Origin of the sequence: Desulfotignum phosphitoxidans DSM 13687, from assembly GCF_000350545.1 — a bacterium.
Classification (GTDB): domain Bacteria; phylum Desulfobacterota; class Desulfobacteria; order Desulfobacterales; family Desulfobacteraceae; genus Desulfotignum; species Desulfotignum phosphitoxidans.
The window spans coordinates 254,152-272,214 of record NZ_APJX01000002.1; the positions used below are offsets into that span (position 1 = coordinate 254,152).

Sequence of the window (18,063 nt, forward strand, 5' to 3'; positions counted from 1 at the left end):
CCATGACCAAAATTCGCCGCATACATCTGATTGCTGCCTGCGGGACGGGTATGGGAACTCTGGCCTGCATGCTCAAGCAGATGGGGTATGAAGTGACCGGATCGGATCAGCATGTGTACCCCCCCATGAGCGATTTTCTGGCAGCCAGTGACATCCGGTTGTTTGACCGGTTTGATCCGGCCAATCTGGATCAAACTCCGGATCTGGTGATCATCGGAAATGCCGTGACCCGGGACAATCCCGAAGCTGCTGCGGTTCTGGCCGGGCAGATTCCCTATCTGTCCATGCCCCAGGCCGTGAACCGGTTTATCGCAGTCGATAAAAAGATCATTTTGATCACTGGTACCCATGGTAAAACCACGACCGCTGCTATTATGGCCCATTTACTGACCGTGGCGGGGCTGGATCCCGGGTTCATGATCGGCGGGATTTTAAAGGACTACCAGTCCGGGTTCCGAATCGGCAATGGGGAATACATGGTCATTGAAGGGGATGAATATGATACCGCCTTTTTTGACAAAGGGCCCAAATTCATGCACTATGATCCGTTTATCACGATCATGACCGGTGTGGAATTCGACCATGCCGATATTTTCAAGGATCTGGATCATGTCAAGTCGGTATTTGCTCAACTGGTGTCAAAAATAGCGGATACCAGTGTTCTGATTGCTTGCAAAGACAGCCCCCATCTCATGGATATTCTGGCAGACCAAAACATAAACCCTGTTTTTTACGGATCTGACGGTGACTGGAGATATGCGGATATGGTTCATACCCATCGTCTGACCCGGACTCAAATCCAAGGGCCTGAATCCGATTATGAGATTGAAACCCGGTTGCCCGGCCATCACAATCTGATGAATTTTCTGGCTTGTGCGGCGGCGGCCCATACGTTGGGGATCAGCACGGCCACGGTGAAACAGGCCATGGCATCGTTTTCCGGTATCCGGCGCCGTCAGGATGTCCGGGGGGTTAAACGCGGTATCACGGTCATGGACGATTTTGCCCATCATCCGTCTGCGGTGGCAGCCACTATCCGGGCAGTGAAACCGTTTTACCATCCGGGCCGGGTGATTGCCGTGTTTGAGCCCCGCACCAACACCTCCATGCGCCGGTTTTTCCAGGACACCTATCCTGCCGCATTTACCCAAGCGGATATGGTGTGTATCTGCAATCCGGCCGTTAAAAAAAACATACCTGAAAATGAGCGGTTTTCCCCTGAAAAGCTGGTGTCGGATATCAATGCGCTCGGTGTGGAAGCCCATTATTTTTCCGATACAAACGGGCTGCTGTCGTTTCTGCCTTCCCGGCTGATTCCCAGCGATCTGGTGCTGATCATGTCTAATGGCGGATTTGACAATATCCATATCCGACTGCTTGACACAATTGAAATGATATATCAAGGAGAGACAGATGATGCAAAATGATCTCAAGGTTGAGTGGGATGCCGGATTCAGTGTGGATGTGGCAGAGATCGACACCCACCAGAAAAAAATGTTCGATCTTTTCAATGAACTCATTGATTTGAAACAGAGAAAAGCGGAATCCAAAGCGATTGCCAATATTATCACGGAAATCAACGATTACAGTAAGCTGTATTTTACGGAAGAAGAGAGAATGCTCAGACAGCGGGAATATCCGGATCGGGATATACACGCCAGATACCATCGGCGATTCATCCGGAATGCCCTCAGCCTGCGCCGGGAAATTACGGAAGATGTCAACAATCTGAGTCTGGACGCCATCGTTTCCCTCCGGGACTGGCTGATTGAGCACATCCTGACCAAGGATGCGATGTATGTGCCTTTTTTGCGCATTCACCGGTATGTTGAAGACGCATCCAGAAAACAGTGATGTTCTGAACCGGCTGCATGCCCGGGAAGCGATTTCTCATCTGGATTATTATTTTGCCGCGCATGTGGCCCGGGTGTTTGCCTGTGAGGATCCGCTGGTAAAGATGACATGTGCCCTGGTATCCAGTGCCCTGGCCCGGGGGCATGTGTGTCTTGATTTAAAGGCACTGTCCGGCCGGATGATCCCTGGGCTGAAAAAAGACGGGCCCCAGATCCGGCTGCCGCAATTCAAACCATGGCGGACCGCATTGGCCGCCGCACCTATGGTGGGGAGACCGGAAGATAAAGATTTATGCCGATTGCCCCTGGTGCTGGATACGGACGGATGCCTGTATCTGGCCAAATATTTTGATTTCCAGGAACGTCTGGTAAAAAATCTTTCTGAACGGATCCAGACCCGTTCCCACCCGGTGGCACCAAAGTTTATCCGTTCACGGATCCAGCAGCATTTTTCCGGGGATCCAGAGCAGACCCGGCCCCAGAGGCAGGCCGTGGCCACGGCCCTGCAATCTAATTTTACCGTGATATCCGGGGGACCGGGCACGGGAAAAACCTATATCACCCGGATTATCCGGGAGATTCTACAGGCCCATGCCCAGGCATTGCACCAGCCGGCGGTAAGGTTTCTTTCACTGGCCCCCACCGGCCGGGCCGCTTCCCGGCTTCAGGACGGGGCCACCATTCACTCAGCCCTGATTCCCCGAAAACATGGGCCGGGTTTTGTCCATGGGAAAAATAATCCGCTGGTGGCGGATGTGGTGATCATCGATGAAGCGTCCATGATCGATCTGGCTTTGATGACCCGGTTGATGGAGGCCATTCCGCCGTCCGCCCGGGTGATTCTGCTGGGAGATGACCATCAGCTGTCTCCGGTCCAGGCCGGGGCCGTGTTCAGTGAAATCTGCCGAACCGATGTCATGGCTCCGCTGGTGGTCTCATTGACGTACAATTTCAGATCCCGGGGTAAAACCGGGATTGAAAATCTGGCCACAGCCATCCGGGAAAATGATGCGGATGAAACCACCCGGATTCTGACTTCAAATCAATATCCGGATCTGGTCTATGAATCGCCTGGAAATGACGGCCATGCCGTGCTTGAAAAATATATCCGGTCAGGGTATGGGCCGTTCATGGCCCAGCAGGATATGGCGGGTGCGCTGGATGCCATGGACCGGTTCAAAATTTTGTGTGCACACAATATCGGCGAATCCGGAACATTACAAATTAATCATATTTGTGAAAAGATTTTGCGCAGACCGAGACATTCTGCTATAACCGACCGGTCTGTGAAACAGATGATCATGATCAATACCAATGATTATGACCGAGGGGTGTTTAACGGAGATACAGGGGTTGTTCTCCAGGATAAACAAGGTCTTGTGGCGGGTTTCAGAATGGAAGACGGCACGATCCGGAAATTCGGAATCATGGATCTGCCTTCCCATGAGCCTGCCTTTGGGATCACTATACATAAAAGCCAGGGATCGGAATTTGAAACGGTTCTGATCCTTATTCCCAACACTGTGTCCCGGGTGATGACCCGGCAGCTTCTGTATACCGGGGTCACAAGAGCCAGAAGAAAAGTGGTGATTCTTGGATCTTTGACAGTGATTCAAGAGGCCATCTCCCAGTCCCTGGAACAGACCTGCCGGGTTTCTGCACGGCTGGCCCGGGAAAGGGATCTTTTGGCACCGGTTGTTACCATGGAGGTATGAATTGAAAAATAAAGACGGTATTTCCCGCCAGATCTGGGTGTTTTTTTGTTCCGTCAAACTAACCGTGTATATTCTGGTCCTGCTGGCAGTGACTTCGATTATCGGGACGGTGGTGCTTCAGAACGGATCCCCCCAGCAGTATGTGAATCTGTACGGAGAAGGGATTTATAACCTGATTCAGGTGTTTGATCTTGATGACATGTATCATGCCTGGTGGTTTTTGCTGCTTTTGCTGGTTTTGTGCATCAATATCACGGTTTGTTCCGTGGAGCGGTTGTCCCTGTTATGGAAAACCATTTTTCCGGGCCGGGTCCGTTTCAATGTCAACCGGTATTTGAAATCAAAATCCAGTCAGACCATCGATACGACATCATCGGTCAAGCCGTTGCTTGAACCCTGCGAAAGCTGGCTTGCCAAACAGGCAGGACCGGTCATTCGGCAAACCGATGGCCAGACCACCTATCTGTATGCGGAAAAAGGGCGATGGACCCGATTAGGGGTGTTTGTGGTGCATGCCAGTGTGCTGCTGCTTCTGGCCGGTGCCTTGATCGGTGCGGTTTTCGGGTTCAAAGCCAATGTCAGAATCGATGAGGGAACCCAGACCGGCCGGGTGTTTGAGAGCAAAACCAGGGAACCCATAACACTGGATTTCATCATCCGGTGCAATGAATTTGACGTGTCATTTTACGAGAACGGAGCCCCGGAAGAATTCCGTTCCAATCTCACGATCATTGAAGGCGGGCAGGAAAGCCTGACCACCGATATCCGGGTCAATCATCCGCTGCGGTACAAAGGGATCAACATTTTTCAATCTTCCTACGGCACGGCCGCACCGGACACCGTAACCATGCAGATGGTTGACAATCAAAGTGGTGCGGAAATCCTTCGGGATATCCGGATCGGCGAAACCATAGATCTGCCGGACGGGGCAGGGCAGTTCACGCTTCAGGGATTTCTTCCCCATTTTGAGTTCCGGGAGCATGATCTGGGAGAAACTTTTTTCGGACTGGTGACCCTGGCCGGGGAAACCGGTTTTCAGATCGGGATGCCCATACAGTTCCCCACCTTTGACAAGATGCGAAAAGGCCGGTTTACTTTTGTTGTGACCGATTTTGAAAAACGGTATTATACCGGGCTCCAGGTTACCAAAGATCCGGGGGTGTGGTATGTTTATGCCGGATTCATTCTCATGATCCTGGGATGCTGGGTCACTTTTTTCATGTCCCATCAATCGTTTCTTCTCACGCTGTCACCCCGGGAAACCGGGGGAACCCGGGTGGTTTTGTCCGGTAAATCCAGCCGCAACAGCCGGAGCATGACACTGAAACTCAAACAAATGGCGACCCGCCTGGAAAATCAATTAAACAAGGGTGAATAAATATGAATAGTGCGTTTGCGTTGTCTTCGACCACTTTTTTGTACGGCCTGGCAATGGTGTGTTATGCCGGAGCGTTTGCTTTCAAGAAAAAAATGCCTGCCACTGCCGGGTTTTATGTGCTGGCCATCGGACTGGTTCTGAATACGGCCGGGATCGGACTGCGGTGGGTGGAATCTTACCAGATGGGGATCGGCCGTGCCCCGTTTTCAAACATGTATGAATCTCTGATCTTTTTTTCCTGGACCATGACCGCTTTGTATCTGTATGTGGAAATTAAATATAAGGAACAGGGGTTCGGGGTGTTTGTCTCCCCCTTGATTTTTCTGGCCATTGCCTATGCCTCGTTTGACCCGAGCATGAGTGCCAAGATCAATCCGTTGATTCCGGCGTTGAAAAGCAACTGGCTCATTGCCCATGTGGTAACCTGTTTTCTGGGGTATGCCGGATTTGCCCTGGCTTTCGGACTCAGTCTCACCTATTACGTGAAACCCGGGCAACCGGATCAAAACTCGATTTTTTCACGACTGCCGGACGGCGAGGTCATTGATGAACTCACCTATCAGATGGTGGTGTTCGGGTTTCTTTTTTTGACCATCGGCATCATCACAGGCGCCGTCTGGGCCAACTCCGCCTGGGGCAAATACTGGTCCTGGGACCCCAAAGAAACCTGGTCTCTGATCACCTGGTTCGTGTATGCCATTTTCCTTCATCTGCGGCTGATGCGGGGCTGGCATGGCCGCAATCTGGCACTGGTGTCCATCACCGGTTTCATGGCGGTGTTATTCACCTATTTCGGGGTCAATTTTCTGTTGTCCGGACTTCACAGCTACGCCTGATCGTTTTTGTCCAGGAACCGGTTGCGGATGGGTATCACGCCTTTATTCTGATACCCGTCCGCAATCGGTTTGTCCTTCCTGTTTCCCGCCTCATTTTATCTTGACAAGAATTTCAGATATTACTATAGATTAACGCGAATTGTGCTGCGTGAACACCGATTGTATCCAGTGGGACCCACTGGCTGCAAAAGAATATGTCCCGGCAAGTGCCTGGATAAAAAGGGTATAGTAAACATCAACTTTTTAACATGGATGGGGTTTTCATGAGTGAAATAGAAAACAAAACTGAACACGGTTCCATGGATGGTGCAACAGCAGGCACTGCCGGAGACCCGAAAAATGACACAGGCCTGGGGCTGGGTGTCATTTTTTTTATTGTGGCATTTCTGATATGCTTCCTGTCCGGCTGGCTCCTGTTCCCCAAACTGCTTTATTCCAAACACGAGCAACCTTTTAATTTCGACCACGTGCTCCATGTGGAGGAAACCGGGGACTGTGAATCCTGTCATTATCTCCGGGAAGACGGTACGTTTTCAGGGATTCCCAAAACCGAATCCTGTCTGGACTGTCACACGGATGAGCCCATGGGGGATACAAAAGATGAGGCCATATTCGCAGCCGAATATGTGGCAAAAGAACAGGAGGTTTCCTGGTATGTATATGCCCGGCAGCCGGATTGCGTTTTCTTTTCCCATGCCGCCCATATCAATGCCGCAGGTATGGACTGTAAATCCTGTCACGGCCCCATCGAAGAAACCAGAACGTCCCGGCCCTATGAGGAAAACCGCCTTACCGGTTACAGCCGGGATATATGGGGAAAAAATATCTGGGGCATCAAGAAAAATCCCTGGGACCGCATGAAAATGAATGACTGCGCGGTGTGTCATGAGAAGGAAACCGGCCATAAAGGCTATTGCTTCCAGTGCCACAAATAGACCATACACAAGAATTGAAAACTTTATAGAGGATGTTACATATGAAAGTTGACAGACGAAGCTTCTTGGGATTGGGAATCGGCGCAGTTGCAGGTATTGCCATCTCCCCTGTCGGAGCCAAGCTCACGGATGATTTTTCCATCTGGACCCAGAACTGGCCATGGACACCGGTTCCGCCGGATGGAGAAGTCTCCTATGACCGCACTGTATGCCATTTGTGCCCCGGTACCTGCGGTATTTCAGTGAGAAAAATTGACGACCGTCCGGTAAAGATTGAAGGCCTGGACTCCTATCCGGTGAACAACGGCGGGGTGTGTCTGCATGGGATTGCCGGACTTCAATACCTGTATGATCCCAGCCGGGTGAAATCACCTTTGAAAAAAATCAATAACCGGTTCGTGCCCATCTCATGGGACGAGGCTCTCACCCTGGTGGGGGACCGGCTGGGTGAACTTCGAAACGATCAGAATCCGGAAGCCCTGGCCTGTATCACCGGTTCGGACCAGGGGTCGGTCCCGGGCCTGTTCAACCATTTTATGGCCGCATTCGGTTCTCCCAATTATTTGACCATGCCGGATCTTGAATCCTGGCTGGTCCGGACGGCCAAAACCCTGCACGGGGATGCATATACCCTGGGATTTGATATTGATCACTCCGATTTCATCTTAAGTTTCGGTGCCGGACTGATTGACGGATGGGGGTCTCCGGTGGCATGTATCCAGGCCATGGGCAACCGAAGACAAAGACAAGCCACCCTGGTTCAGATCGAACCCCGGCTTTCCAATACCGCTGCCGGTGCCAGTCAATGGATTCCCATCAACCCGGGCACTGAAGCGGACCTGGCCATGGGCATGTGCGCGGTTCTGCTCAAGGAAAACCGGTTTGATCCGGTGTTTGCCCAGGGGTTCAAAGGCGGATTCATGCGGTTTACTGCCATGGTACAAAAAGAATATCCCCTGGACAAGGTTGCCGGAGTCACCGGCATCAGTGCCGCGGACATCCAGAAAACCGCCGTCGCATTTGCCAAGGCAAAAATGCCTGTGGCTCTGCCGGGAAAAGGACGGGGTGAAGGGGCCCAGAACCTCAAGGAATTTGCCGCGGTTCACACGCTGAACTGCCTGAGCGGCAATGTCAACAAACAAGGCGGGACGTTTGTCAAGCCGCTTCCAAAATATCTGAACTTTCCGGATCCGGTGCAGGATGCCGTGGCGTTGAAAGGTGCGGCTGCTGCCCCGCTGGCAGGTTCGGTTCAGGAACTGGTGACCCGGATTGATAAATCGGGCGAATCGCCGGTAAAAGCGTTGCTGGTCTACAATGCCAATCCCTGTTTTGCCCTGAATGATCCTTTTCGGATTCTGGCCGCATTTGAAAAAATTCCGTTTAAGGTCTGTGTGACGTCGTTCATGGATGAAACCGCCATGGCATCGGATGTGATTCTGCCGGTATCCACATTTCTGGAACGTATGGAAGATGTGCCTTCAAAAGCCGGCCTGGCCGCAACCGTGGTGGGGCTTTCAAAACCCATGGTAAAGCCGGTGTTCAACACCCGCAGTCCCGGAGATGTGGTGATTGGAATGGCCCGGGCTCTGGGCGGCGACATGGCCAAAAGTTTTGCCTGGGACAGTTATGATGCCTGCCTGGAACAGGTGACCGCCAGAATCTGGGGGCCTTTGGTTCGAAAAGGCCATGTGGTGCTGTCTGAGAATCCGCCAGCCGGATCCGTTGAAACGGATTTCGAGTTTCTGGCAGAAAATCCGGTGACGGTGAAACCGGCAGGCGACCTGGAATTTACCCTGATTCCCATTGACTATTTCCGGGTACCGCCCACAGTGCCGGCACCCTCTCCCTTTGCCATCAAAACCGTGTCCGACCGGATTCTCAGGGGAACGGACATGTTTGTGGAAATCAATCCCCAATCCGCTAAAAATCTGAAAGACGGTGGATTTGCCACGTTGACGACCCCTGCGGGATCCGTCCCGGTGCGGGTGCATTTCAATGACGGGATCATGCCCGGTGTCATCGGTATGGTCAAAGGCCTTGGACACACCCTGGACAACAGATATGTGTCAGGCAAGGGGGTGAATATCAATGCATTGATTTCACCGAAAATCGAGCCGAATTCAGGTATGGATGCCGCTTTTGGTATCAAAGCCGGAATTTCAAAGGCCTAAACTGATGTGGACAAATTTTCAAAGAGGTTCTGATGATACACGATAAAAAAGCACACAAATACGGCATGGTGATCGATCTGGACAAATGCACCGGGTGTGGTACCTGTGCGGTATCCTGCATGTCTGAGAACAATGTGCCGTTCAAGGAGGATGAGTCCGATAAAAAGGACAGCATCACCTGGATGCGGGTTTACCGGCTGACCAATAACAAACCGTTCCCGGATACTGAGGTGGCATTTCTGCCCAGACCCTGCCAACACTGCGGCGGGAAAGGAGACCACGGCCATTCCCCCTGCGTATCGGTCTGTCCTGCCACCGCCACGGATTACGGGTATGATACCGGGATCGTTTCCCAGATTTACACAAGATGTTTCGGATGCCGGTACTGCATGGCGGCCTGCCCGTATCACGCCCGGTATTTTAACTGGTGGGATCCGGTCTGGCCCGAAGGCATGGAAAAATATCTGAGCCCCAATGTATCCCCGCGGATGCGGGGGGTGGTGGAAAAATGCAGTTTCTGTTATCACCGGTATCAGCTGGCCCGGGAAAAAGCCTATGCAAACGGGTCGGATGAAATCCCGGAAGCGGATTACCAGACCGCCTGCACCACGGCGTGTCCTGCCGGGGCCATTGTTTTCGGTGATTTGAACAATCCCTCTCACAAGGTTCATCAGATTGTCAAACCGGACCCGCATCCCGACCCGCTGAATCCGGATGTAGTGGGAAAATCCAGAAATCCCAAAGTGTTCCGGCTGCTGGAACGGCTCGGGACCAATCCCAAAGTGTATTACATGTCTGAACGGGAATGGGTCCGCAAGCTGGGAGATCACTATCTGGACGGGGAATGGGACAAAGTGAAAAACGTCTATGGGTCGGCTTCCCATGAATAGAAAATCCAAAATCGATGTGAGGAGTAATTGAATATGGATGCTGCATTAATACCTGAAGGTGCAAAACGGTGTTCATTCCCCAAATTTATGCTGGGGATCGCCATTGTGGGGGCTGTCCTGCTCTGGGGCGTCTATGCCATGCTGCTGTGCTGGTTCAAGGGATTGAATCAGACCAACATGAACGATTACTATGGGTTTGCCTTGTGGATCTGGGCGGACCTGGCAGTGATCGCGGTGGGAGGCGGCGCTTTTTTTACCGGATTGCTCAAATATATTTTTAAAATTGATGAACTGAAAAACATTATCAACTTTGCCGTGATCATCGGGTTTATCTGCTACAGCTCCGCCCTGCTGATTCTGGCCATTGATATCGGGCAGCCGTTGCGGGGATGGTTTATTTTCTGGCATGCCAATGTGCATTCCATGCTCACGGAAGTGGCGTTCTGTCTGTCCTGTTATTTTGCGGTGCTGACCATTGAATTCATTCCCAATATCCTGGAAAACCGGCAGCTCAACAAAGTGCCTTTTTTCCATCATCTGGCCCATAACATGCACGGCGTGATGGCCATTTTTGCCGCCACCGGTGCATTTTTGTCCTTTTTCCATCAGGGGTCTTTGGGTGGGGTGGCCGGTGTGATGTACGGCCGGCCGTTTGCGTTCCGGGAAGGGTTGCTGATCTGGCCCTGGTCGTTTTTTCTGTTCACCTGGTCGGCCGCGGCTTTTGGTCCCTGCTTTACCCTGCTGGTCACGCGGATCACCGAGGGGGTGACCGGTAAAAAACTGGTCAAGGACAATGTGGTGCATCTGCTGGCCAAAATCTCCGGATGGATGATTTTCACCTATATGATCGCCAAAATTATCGATACCTGGTACTGGGCATACTACACGGCACCGGGACTGGGGTTTGAGCTGAGCCATTTTTATACCAGCAACGGGTTTTACGGGTATTGGATTCTGGTGGCGGAAGTGATTGTCTGCGGTGTGATTCCAGGCCTTTTGCTGATCACTAAAACAACCCGGGAAAATCCCACCTTCAGACTGATTGCCATTGTTCTCGCGGTGATCGGCGTGTGTCTCAACCGGTGGGTCATGGTGCTTCAGATTATGGCGGTACCGGTGATGCCTTTTGATACATGGGCGCTGTATATCCCGTCCTGGCAGGAAGTGGCCACCACCATTCTGCCGGTGGCTTACGGCATCATCCTGATTGCGGTGGCATACCGGTATCTGCCGGTATTTCCCCAGGAACTGGAACTGAATCGTCGGTCCGAGGTCCGGGAATCTTAAAAAAGGAGAAAAAAATATGTTTCCATTTATTTTTGAATGGGTATGGGACATCGGCCACTTGCTGTTTTTCGGCGGTTTCTGGTATGCGGTCGGCATTCTGGGCGCCGGCATGACATACTGCATTGCCAAGGCAGCATGGGATACCATGAATGACTCAGGCGAAACTCATCATTGAATGGCTTGCTTCGATACGTTTGATTTGTAATAGATAACCAGCCGGCCCGATTCTGAAAATACAGAATCGGGCCGGTTTTGTCTGGTATGATACCGGTTTATTTTTTCGGGGCCGTCACAATCCAGTAAACCGCCCAGCCCAGAATAACGGGTACCAGACCGATGACAGCAAAAAGCAACCAGGCCTGCTCCCAGGGTCTGATAATCAGGGTGGCGGCAATGGGATACAGAATCGAGGCCACGATGGCGGTTCTTTTTTTTCGGGATAACCGGGCGATTTTTTTTCCGGGCGTTTCCGTGGGCTGGGGTTTGAGCATCCTGGGCAAAATCAGGATACCGGATATCAGAAGGATAAGAACCAGAATTTCACTTACACCGGTCACGCTGTATTTCCTTTTTTAATTAACACGGTTAACTGAGGGTTATATCCCAGAGAACCCCTGATTTGTCAATGCCGGGACCCCATTATTCCAGATGGGCCTTGATAAAATCGGTCATTTGGGCCATAGCCAGGTCCGGCTGCTCCATGTGCGGGGCATGGCCGCAGTCCGGGATCAGCCGGGTGTCGCAATGAGTGATGTGATTTCGGATGGCCGTCAGTTGAGCCGGGGTGCCATATGGGTCCGTTTTGCCCTGAAGGGCCAGTACCGGCACCTGAATGCGGGGCAGAAATTTCTGGATGTCCCAGTACGCAAATCGTGGATTCAGCCAGGCATTGTTCCATCCCCAGAAGGCATTGTCCGTGTTTGCCTTGTGGTATCTGGCCAGTTTTTCTTTGAGATTCCGGCTGACATAAGCGGTTTTTGCCGCCCGGATGGAAGCCAGAGTGACGGGTTCACAGAATACATGGGCCGCTTCAGTGATCACGGCTTTCAGTCCGGGTGCGGCATGTGGGGTGCCCGCATGAATCAGGGCAATGGACCCGCCGTCGGAATGCCCGATCAGAATGTAGGTGTCAATGCCTGCTGCGGCAAGTATGCCGGGCAATGCCTTTAACGCCTGGGTATGCATGAAATTGGGTTTCCACGGCAACGGTTCAGGGTCGGATTCACCATATCCGGTGCGGGAAAATACAAACGCGTCACAGGCGGTTTGTTGGGCCAGGCGTTCGGGAAATGATTTCCACAGTTTGACACAGCCTAAGCCTTCATGGAGAAACACCAGTACGGGCCGGTTTTTTTTTCCATAACGATACCAGCGGATCTCATACCGGGTGTTGTCGACGGGCAGAAACTGGGTCACGGTTTTTTCTTTTTGTTGAAAAAAAGATTCCAGGGCAGCCGGTTGTAACGGACCAAGTGGTAGATGGCATAAAGGATCACCCCGTCATCCACCCATCCTAAAATGGGGACCAGAAATTCAGGAATCAGGTCCACCGGTGAGATCAGGTAGATCAATCCAAACAGGACCAGCAGAATTTTGTGAGATTTTTTCAAGGTCATGGGGACGCTATTCCTGCTGGTTCAGCACATCCATCATGGTGTACAGTCGTTTAGGACCCAGGGGATCGGAGATCTGTTTTTTCAAGAACAGGACCGCATCAAACGTGCCTTCCACATAGATCTGGCGGCCGTTGATATTGTGTTTGAATTCAAACAAAACCGATCCATCCGGTGCGGTCAGAGTGTAGGTATGCCAGCCGTGACCGGACAGATACCGTTCCGGAATGTGCCACTGGGTTTTCTGTACTTTAGGATCACGGATCTGTTGAATCTGTTCCGGTTTGAAATCCAATCCCAGGCGGTTGAAATATCCCACCATGGCTTTGGCTGTGCCGGATGTGTCGGCTTTTCCCTGCTGGTGACTTTCTTTGATTTCAAGGGAATACCCGGTGAACAGACCCGGGAACTGATCTGCGGCAAAGGCCATCATGGCCTGGAACCCTACGATCTGTTTGGCCATGTTGGGAGCGATCACCGCAGGGATCTCCCCTTTGGACACATCCGCTTCCAAAGCGGTTCTGTCGCCGCCCGTGGTGCCCATTACAAAAGGAATGTGTTGCTGGATATAAAACCGGGCATTGGCATTGACCGCGGACGGGTGGGTATAGTCGATGGCAATGAAATCGCCGAACGCCTGCCGGATCTTTGAAACAGCCGTCTCCCGCTCATCGGGTTTTATCAGTGTGACGGAAATTTTATCCACTTGAAAGGATGTTTCACAGATATCAGGTCCGGTCAGAGAGGCCGGAATAAGCTGAAACCGGGGATCAGCCAGTGCGGCCCGGGCCATGGTTGCCGCCACATTCCCGGGCAGCCCGTTGATCATGACAAAAATATTTTCCATAATGAGGCTCCTTTATAGACTCAGAACCAGTTTTTTGAGTCGGCGGACGGCGTCAGGTTCAGGTGCCTGAAAGTGCATCCAGTGTTTCAAGGATGTCATTGCCGTCGGAATATAGGTTTCAAACCATGATTTTCCCTTGACCCGGCTCAAATAGGCGAACGCGCCGAGAATCTGCAGGTTCCGGGTCAGGGAACAATAGTCAAAATTTTGTATGAACTGCTGTCGCCGTTCAGGGGATGTCAGGTTCAGCCGGTCCATGGCATAGACCAGCAGGTTTTTTTGAACCGGTTTTGGCAGGGCCACATAGGGATCCAGCAACAGAGACGCCAGATCATATTGCAACGGGCCGATCCGGGCGGCTTGAAAATCGATGAAAAACGGGGCCCCATTTTTGATCATGATGTTTTTTGACTGGCAGTCCCGGTGCATCAGTCCGTTTTCTCCGCCGGTCAATGCCTGATCGGCAATGAAATGAAAGTCATCTGCCAGGGCATCAAAATCAATATTTTTTCCCAGATAGCCCTGAACAAATCGGTCCACAAAATACCGGCATTCGTTTTCCAGAATCAGCGTCCTGGAATAATAAGGGGTCTGGCAGGTCCAGGACAGGTCAAACCCCTGGGCGCCTTTTCGGGAAAACAAAATCAACCGGTCAATGACCTTTTCATACAGGCCCGTGATTTGAGACAGGTCCGATATCTGAGCCACCACATCGGCCAGATGAAGGTTTCCCAGATCCTGAACCGCCACCACACCGCTGAATGCATCAAAAGCCAGAATTTGCGGGACACAGATGCCGTTTTGATACAGATGATTGCCAATGGCCACAAACGCATCCACCTGGGCGCGCCGGTCTGTTTCCGGCAGGCAGATACCGTGGTCGCAGACCACCACCGACCCGGAAGTCTCTCCGGATAAAGGTGGTGTCTTTGAAACCGGGCTTGCCCGGAACCAGGACCGGTCGGAACCGTCTCCGGACAACGCCTGGATGTCAACGTGTCTCACAGAAGATCCAAGGGCTTTGGCGCTGATCCACAGCCGGGCCGTGCGTGAATAGGCATCGATGGTACCGATGTCTTCCCAGAACAGGTCCGGGGCCACATATGCTTTGATTTTTTTGGCCGGACACAATTGCGCATACCAGTCAATACTGGAAAAAACGCGGTTTTCGGGCAGATGGTCAAAGATTTTTGGAGACAGCACCTGGATACCGGTAAATGCCAGCCCCTGACCGGGGGAACGAAATCCGGTGATCCAGGCATCTGAATCCATGGTCACCTGGTTGTACGCGGCCCGATCATGGAGCACCAGCGTGGCCAGAGCCTGATTTGCCAGGTGAAACCGCCAGACCGAAGTCAGGTCGATATCTGTGACCACATCACTGTTGATGACAAAAAAACAGTCGTTTTTCATGACATCTTTGACATTGGCGATGGCCCCGCCGGTATCCAGGATCAAAGATTCATGCACGTCACGGATGTCTACATCCGGGCCAAGATCCAGGCGGTCCAGAAATTCGGTGATCTGATGGGACAGATGGTGGCTATTGATCAGAATCCGTCGGCATCCGCTTTGAACCAATCGTTCGATGGTGTGCTGCAAAACCGGTTTTCCGCCCAGAGTGAACAGCGGTTTGGGCAGGGTCCGGGTATAGGGCAACAGCCGGGTCCCGAATCCGGCGGCCAGAATCAATGCGTTCATGACGTTTCTTTAAGAAGCGATCACCCGGATCAACCGGGAGATGATCTGTTTGAAGTAATCGATCTGAATCTGGTCATCAGACCCGTTGATGCCGTTCCGGGAAAAAAATCGGGCCGCATTTCTGTAATTGATCAAAGACATGGATTCTTTCAGGGACACTTGTTTGCGTTTGTACAACCGGACCCCGTAAGAATGAATTTTTTTGGCCAGTTCTTTTTCATCCTGGGAAAGCGCTTTTTGTTCTTTTTCAAAGTACAGCAGTGCGGTTTTGTAGGATTCCAGAAAAGGCAGCGTGAATGCGGCAAACCATTTGAGTTTGCGCAATCCTAAAGATGTCAGGTTCAGCGTGTCCATGCCGGTGGGATCCGGTACCAGAATGCCTTCATTGATGAACCCTTTGATACAGTTGGAGATATGTTCTTCACAGGTGATCTCCGTGTCATTGAAAAATTCATCGTGAAAGATTTTTTCCAGAAACCGGTACCTTCGCACCAGGTCGGGCAATGCAAACTTGAACCGGTCCACCTCTAAAATAGCCACGGCTGTGAAAGCGGCCGGAATAAAAAACGAGATCACTGAATTTTTGTAATAATCCAGAATGGCCCGTTTGTTATGCTTAACGATGAAATAAGTGTCGTCGGTGATCTCTTCTTCGTCCTCATCCACCAGTTCCATGAAATTTCTGGACAGAAAATTATGAATCACCGTGTTGAATGTGTTGTCCAGATCCAAAAGTAAGGTTTCGGATAATTCCACTTTGTCGTTCATCATGATGTTGAGATACGTGTTGGCCCGTTCGATCATCTGTCCTTTTGAAAAACTGTTTTTCGGGCTGTTTAAAATGGCGCTGGCAATGATGCCATGAGGGGTTGCCACGGCCTGTTTGTTGATGGCGGACATCAATTTATAACTGAATTTTTTGACAAAATCCATGAACTCCGGGTCCGTTGCCCGGGCAGGATCCATGTGTGTCTGGTGAATGTAGTCTTTGATGGAAATGGGGTCATCAAACCGGATATAGACTTTGCCGTATTTTTTTTTCAGAAACTTGCGGGTGTTGATCAGTCCTTTCAGGGTTTCCGGGCTTTTACTGCCGCCTTCGATCTCCTTGAGATAGGCATCTTCTTCCAGAACACGGTCATATCCCACAAAAATAGGCACAAAATACAGATTGTCACAGGCACCGTTCAAATGGGCCTTGATGATCATGCTTAACCCGCCCGGCCGGGGCGTCAGCAGTTTGCCGGTGCGGCTCCGGCCGCCTTCGATGAAAATTTTGATATTAAATCCCTCATACAGCAGTTTTTCCAGGTACGCGGCAAAGATTTTGGTATACAGGGTCGCCCCTTTGAAGGTACGCCTGAGGAAAAATGCGCCGCCGCCCCTGAACAAGGGCCCTAGGGGCCAGAAAGACAGATTTTTTCCGGCCGCAATATGGGGGCAGGGCATATTGTTTCTGAACATGACATAGGGCAGCAGCAGATAGTCTAAGTGGCTTTTATGGCAAGGCACCAGAATCAACGGGGCTTCCGTGTATTTCTCCCGCATCCGGTTGATCTGTTTCTGATCTACCACCAGGCCTTCAAAAATGTTTTTGAAAATCCAGGTCAAAATCCAGTTGCCTAAGTTGATGATCCGAAGGTTGTAATTGGCTGCAATTTCATTGATATAGGACGCGGCTTTTTTATTGGTTTTTTTCAACGAAATGTTGTTTTTTGCGGCATAATCCGCCAGAAATTCCCGGAGGGACTGACGGGTCAGGATATCTTCCGTGATTTCCTGGCGGGATTTAAGAACCGGTCCGGTAATACTTTTTCTCTGGCGGTTCAGGATGTCCACCAGAAAACTTCTCAGCCGGTGGGTCTGAAATTCCGAATCCAGACGTTCAATTTCCGGTCTGGCCAGAAATTCCTTGAGATTGACCGGGCGGGCCAGTTCCACCCGGATTTTTTCCGGTTGGCGCAGCAGGATCGTCATCCGCTTCAACCATCCGGGTTTTTCATGGGTCCCGAATAAAATTTCCCCTAATCCCGGGTTTTTGTGCATGGGTTTGGTCACATAGATGATATCTTCCGGAATGATGATCACGGGGCGCTTCATATGTTTTTGATATTCGATCAGATGGTACAGCGGATCAGGCGTGGCGCGGATGAACCGGTTGTAGAAATCATCTTCTTCAATCAGGTGGACAAATCCGGATTTTCCTGAAAACAGTTCCTGGAACGCATATCCGGATTTGTAAAAATCCTTGAATGAAAAATGATGGAAAAAATAATCCAGATGTGACAGCCAGATCCGGAACAACCGCTTCACCGGCAGCAGAAAAAAGAAATGCAGGTCAAATCCCAGTTCCGGATAGGGCAGATCCAGCGCTTTGAGCCGGGTGTGAAAATATAGAAAATCAAACAACCGTTTGTTTTTACTGGCATATATAATACAAGCGTCTTTATCTAACGAATTGATTTTTTCTAAGTTATGATCATCCAGATTCACTTTTCGTACCAGGCGGTTCAATATTTTTCGGGTGATACAGCTGTGATTGCCCGGGTAAAGATTGGTAAAATAATCGAATGTATTTCCCAACAGGTAATCAATGGTACAGCGTATTCTGGCCCTGGTCCTGGGGATCAGGGTTTTGAAAAACTGGAAAAGGTGCATGGATTTTCCCTTATGGTTATGGCCTTGCTGCGGTGCAGTTCACCCGTTATTTATTATCAAACCTGACCTTTAAAGGCAATATGATAGTTCAAAACCGGCACGTGCCCATGCCAAAATAGCCTTGATAAATCAATGTGTCTGTGCTATTTTCCAAAATCTATTGACAAGTAAGCTTTTTT

The 18,063-nt window shown here is 51.0% G+C and carries 16 protein-coding genes; 10 read left to right on the forward strand and 6 right to left on the reverse strand.

The window, feature by feature from the left end; all coding sequences use genetic code 11:
- The first annotated feature begins 2 nt into the window (after positions 1-2).
- From DPO_RS05725 to DPO_RS25660, 10 genes are all read left to right on the forward strand, one after another.
- Positions 3-1,427, forward strand: a complete 1,425-nt coding sequence (locus DPO_RS05725) for a UDP-N-acetylmuramate--L-alanine ligase (RefSeq protein ID WP_006964802.1) — start codon at positions 3-5, stop codon at positions 1,425-1,427.
- Positions 1,414-1,854 carry a bacteriohemerythrin gene (locus tag DPO_RS05730; protein WP_006964803.1) on the forward strand — a complete coding sequence of 147 codons (441 nt, stop codon included), beginning with the start codon at positions 1,414-1,416 and terminating at the stop codon, positions 1,852-1,854. Before DPO_RS05725 ends, DPO_RS05730 begins: the two co-directional genes overlap by 14 nt.
- Positions 1,799-3,568, forward strand: a complete 1,770-nt coding sequence (gene recD / locus DPO_RS05735) for an exodeoxyribonuclease V subunit alpha (RefSeq protein WP_006964804.1) — start codon at positions 1,799-1,801, stop codon at positions 3,566-3,568. Before DPO_RS05730 ends, recD begins: the two co-directional genes overlap by 56 nt.
- A gap of 1 nt (position 3,569) precedes the next feature.
- Positions 3,570-4,946: a cytochrome c biogenesis protein ResB gene (resB, locus tag DPO_RS05740; protein ID WP_006964805.1), complete on the forward strand. Its 1,377-nt coding sequence runs from the start codon at positions 3,570-3,572 to the stop codon at positions 4,944-4,946.
- Positions 4,947-4,948: 2 nt separating this feature from the next.
- Positions 4,949-5,782, forward strand: a complete 834-nt coding sequence (gene ccsB / locus DPO_RS05745; protein WP_006964806.1) for a c-type cytochrome biogenesis protein CcsB — start codon at positions 4,949-4,951, stop codon at positions 5,780-5,782.
- 263 nt (positions 5,783-6,045) lie between these two features.
- Positions 6,046-6,717, forward strand: a complete 672-nt coding sequence (gene qrcA / locus DPO_RS05750; RefSeq protein ID WP_006964807.1) for a menaquinone reductase multiheme cytochrome c subunit QrcA — start codon at positions 6,046-6,048, stop codon at positions 6,715-6,717.
- Between the two features lie 41 nt (positions 6,718-6,758).
- Positions 6,759-8,888, forward strand: a complete 2,130-nt coding sequence (qrcB, locus tag DPO_RS05755; protein ID WP_006964808.1) for a menaquinone reductase molybdopterin-binding-like subunit QrcB — start codon at positions 6,759-6,761, stop codon at positions 8,886-8,888.
- Positions 8,889-8,920: 32 nt separating this feature from the next.
- Positions 8,921-9,778, forward strand: coding sequence for a menaquinone reductase iron-sulfur cluster-binding subunit QrcC (qrcC, locus tag DPO_RS05760; RefSeq protein ID WP_006964809.1), 858 nt, complete (start codon positions 8,921-8,923; stop codon positions 9,776-9,778).
- Positions 9,779-9,811: 33 nt separating this feature from the next.
- Positions 9,812-11,065: a menaquinone reductase integral membrane subunit QrcD gene (gene qrcD, locus DPO_RS05765; RefSeq protein WP_006964810.1), complete on the forward strand. Its 1,254-nt coding sequence runs from the start codon at positions 9,812-9,814 to the stop codon at positions 11,063-11,065.
- Between the two features lie 16 nt (positions 11,066-11,081).
- Entirely contained in the window at positions 11,082-11,240 is a 159-nt protein-coding gene (locus DPO_RS25660) for a hypothetical protein (RefSeq protein ID WP_006964811.1), read from the forward strand.
- Between the two features lie 97 nt (positions 11,241-11,337).
- Here the strand turns inward: DPO_RS25660 and DPO_RS05770 are convergent, their stop codons facing one another.
- The 6 genes from DPO_RS05770 to DPO_RS05795 all read right to left on the reverse strand — a co-directional run bounded on the left by DPO_RS05770 (position 11,338) and on the right by DPO_RS05795 (position 17,884).
- Complete coding sequence (locus DPO_RS05770) at positions 11,338-11,622, reverse strand: hypothetical protein (protein ID WP_006964812.1); 285 nt, start codon at positions 11,620-11,622, stop codon at positions 11,338-11,340.
- An 82-nt stretch (positions 11,623-11,704) separates the two neighbouring features.
- Positions 11,705-12,481, reverse strand: coding sequence for an alpha/beta fold hydrolase (locus tag DPO_RS05775; protein ID WP_006964813.1), 777 nt, complete (start codon positions 12,479-12,481; stop codon positions 11,705-11,707).
- A complete protein-coding gene (locus DPO_RS05780) occupies positions 12,478-12,681 on the reverse strand; it encodes a YkvA family protein (RefSeq protein ID WP_006964814.1) in 204 nt (67 codons plus the stop codon). Before DPO_RS05780 ends, DPO_RS05775 begins: the two co-directional genes overlap by 4 nt.
- A 7-nt stretch (positions 12,682-12,688) precedes the next feature.
- Positions 12,689-13,525, reverse strand: coding sequence for a dihydrodipicolinate reductase (gene dapB / locus DPO_RS05785; RefSeq protein WP_006964815.1), 837 nt, complete (start codon positions 13,523-13,525; stop codon positions 12,689-12,691).
- 12 nt (positions 13,526-13,537) lie between these two features.
- Complete coding sequence (locus DPO_RS05790) at positions 13,538-15,226, reverse strand: sugar phosphate nucleotidyltransferase (RefSeq protein ID WP_006964816.1); 1,689 nt, start codon at positions 15,224-15,226, stop codon at positions 13,538-13,540.
- A 9-nt stretch (positions 15,227-15,235) separates the two neighbouring features.
- Positions 15,236-17,884 (reverse strand): 1-acyl-sn-glycerol-3-phosphate acyltransferase, encoded by a 2,649-nt coding sequence (locus tag DPO_RS05795; RefSeq protein WP_006964817.1) that lies wholly within the window; start codon positions 17,882-17,884, stop codon positions 15,236-15,238.
- Positions 17,885-18,063 lie beyond the last annotated feature (179 nt).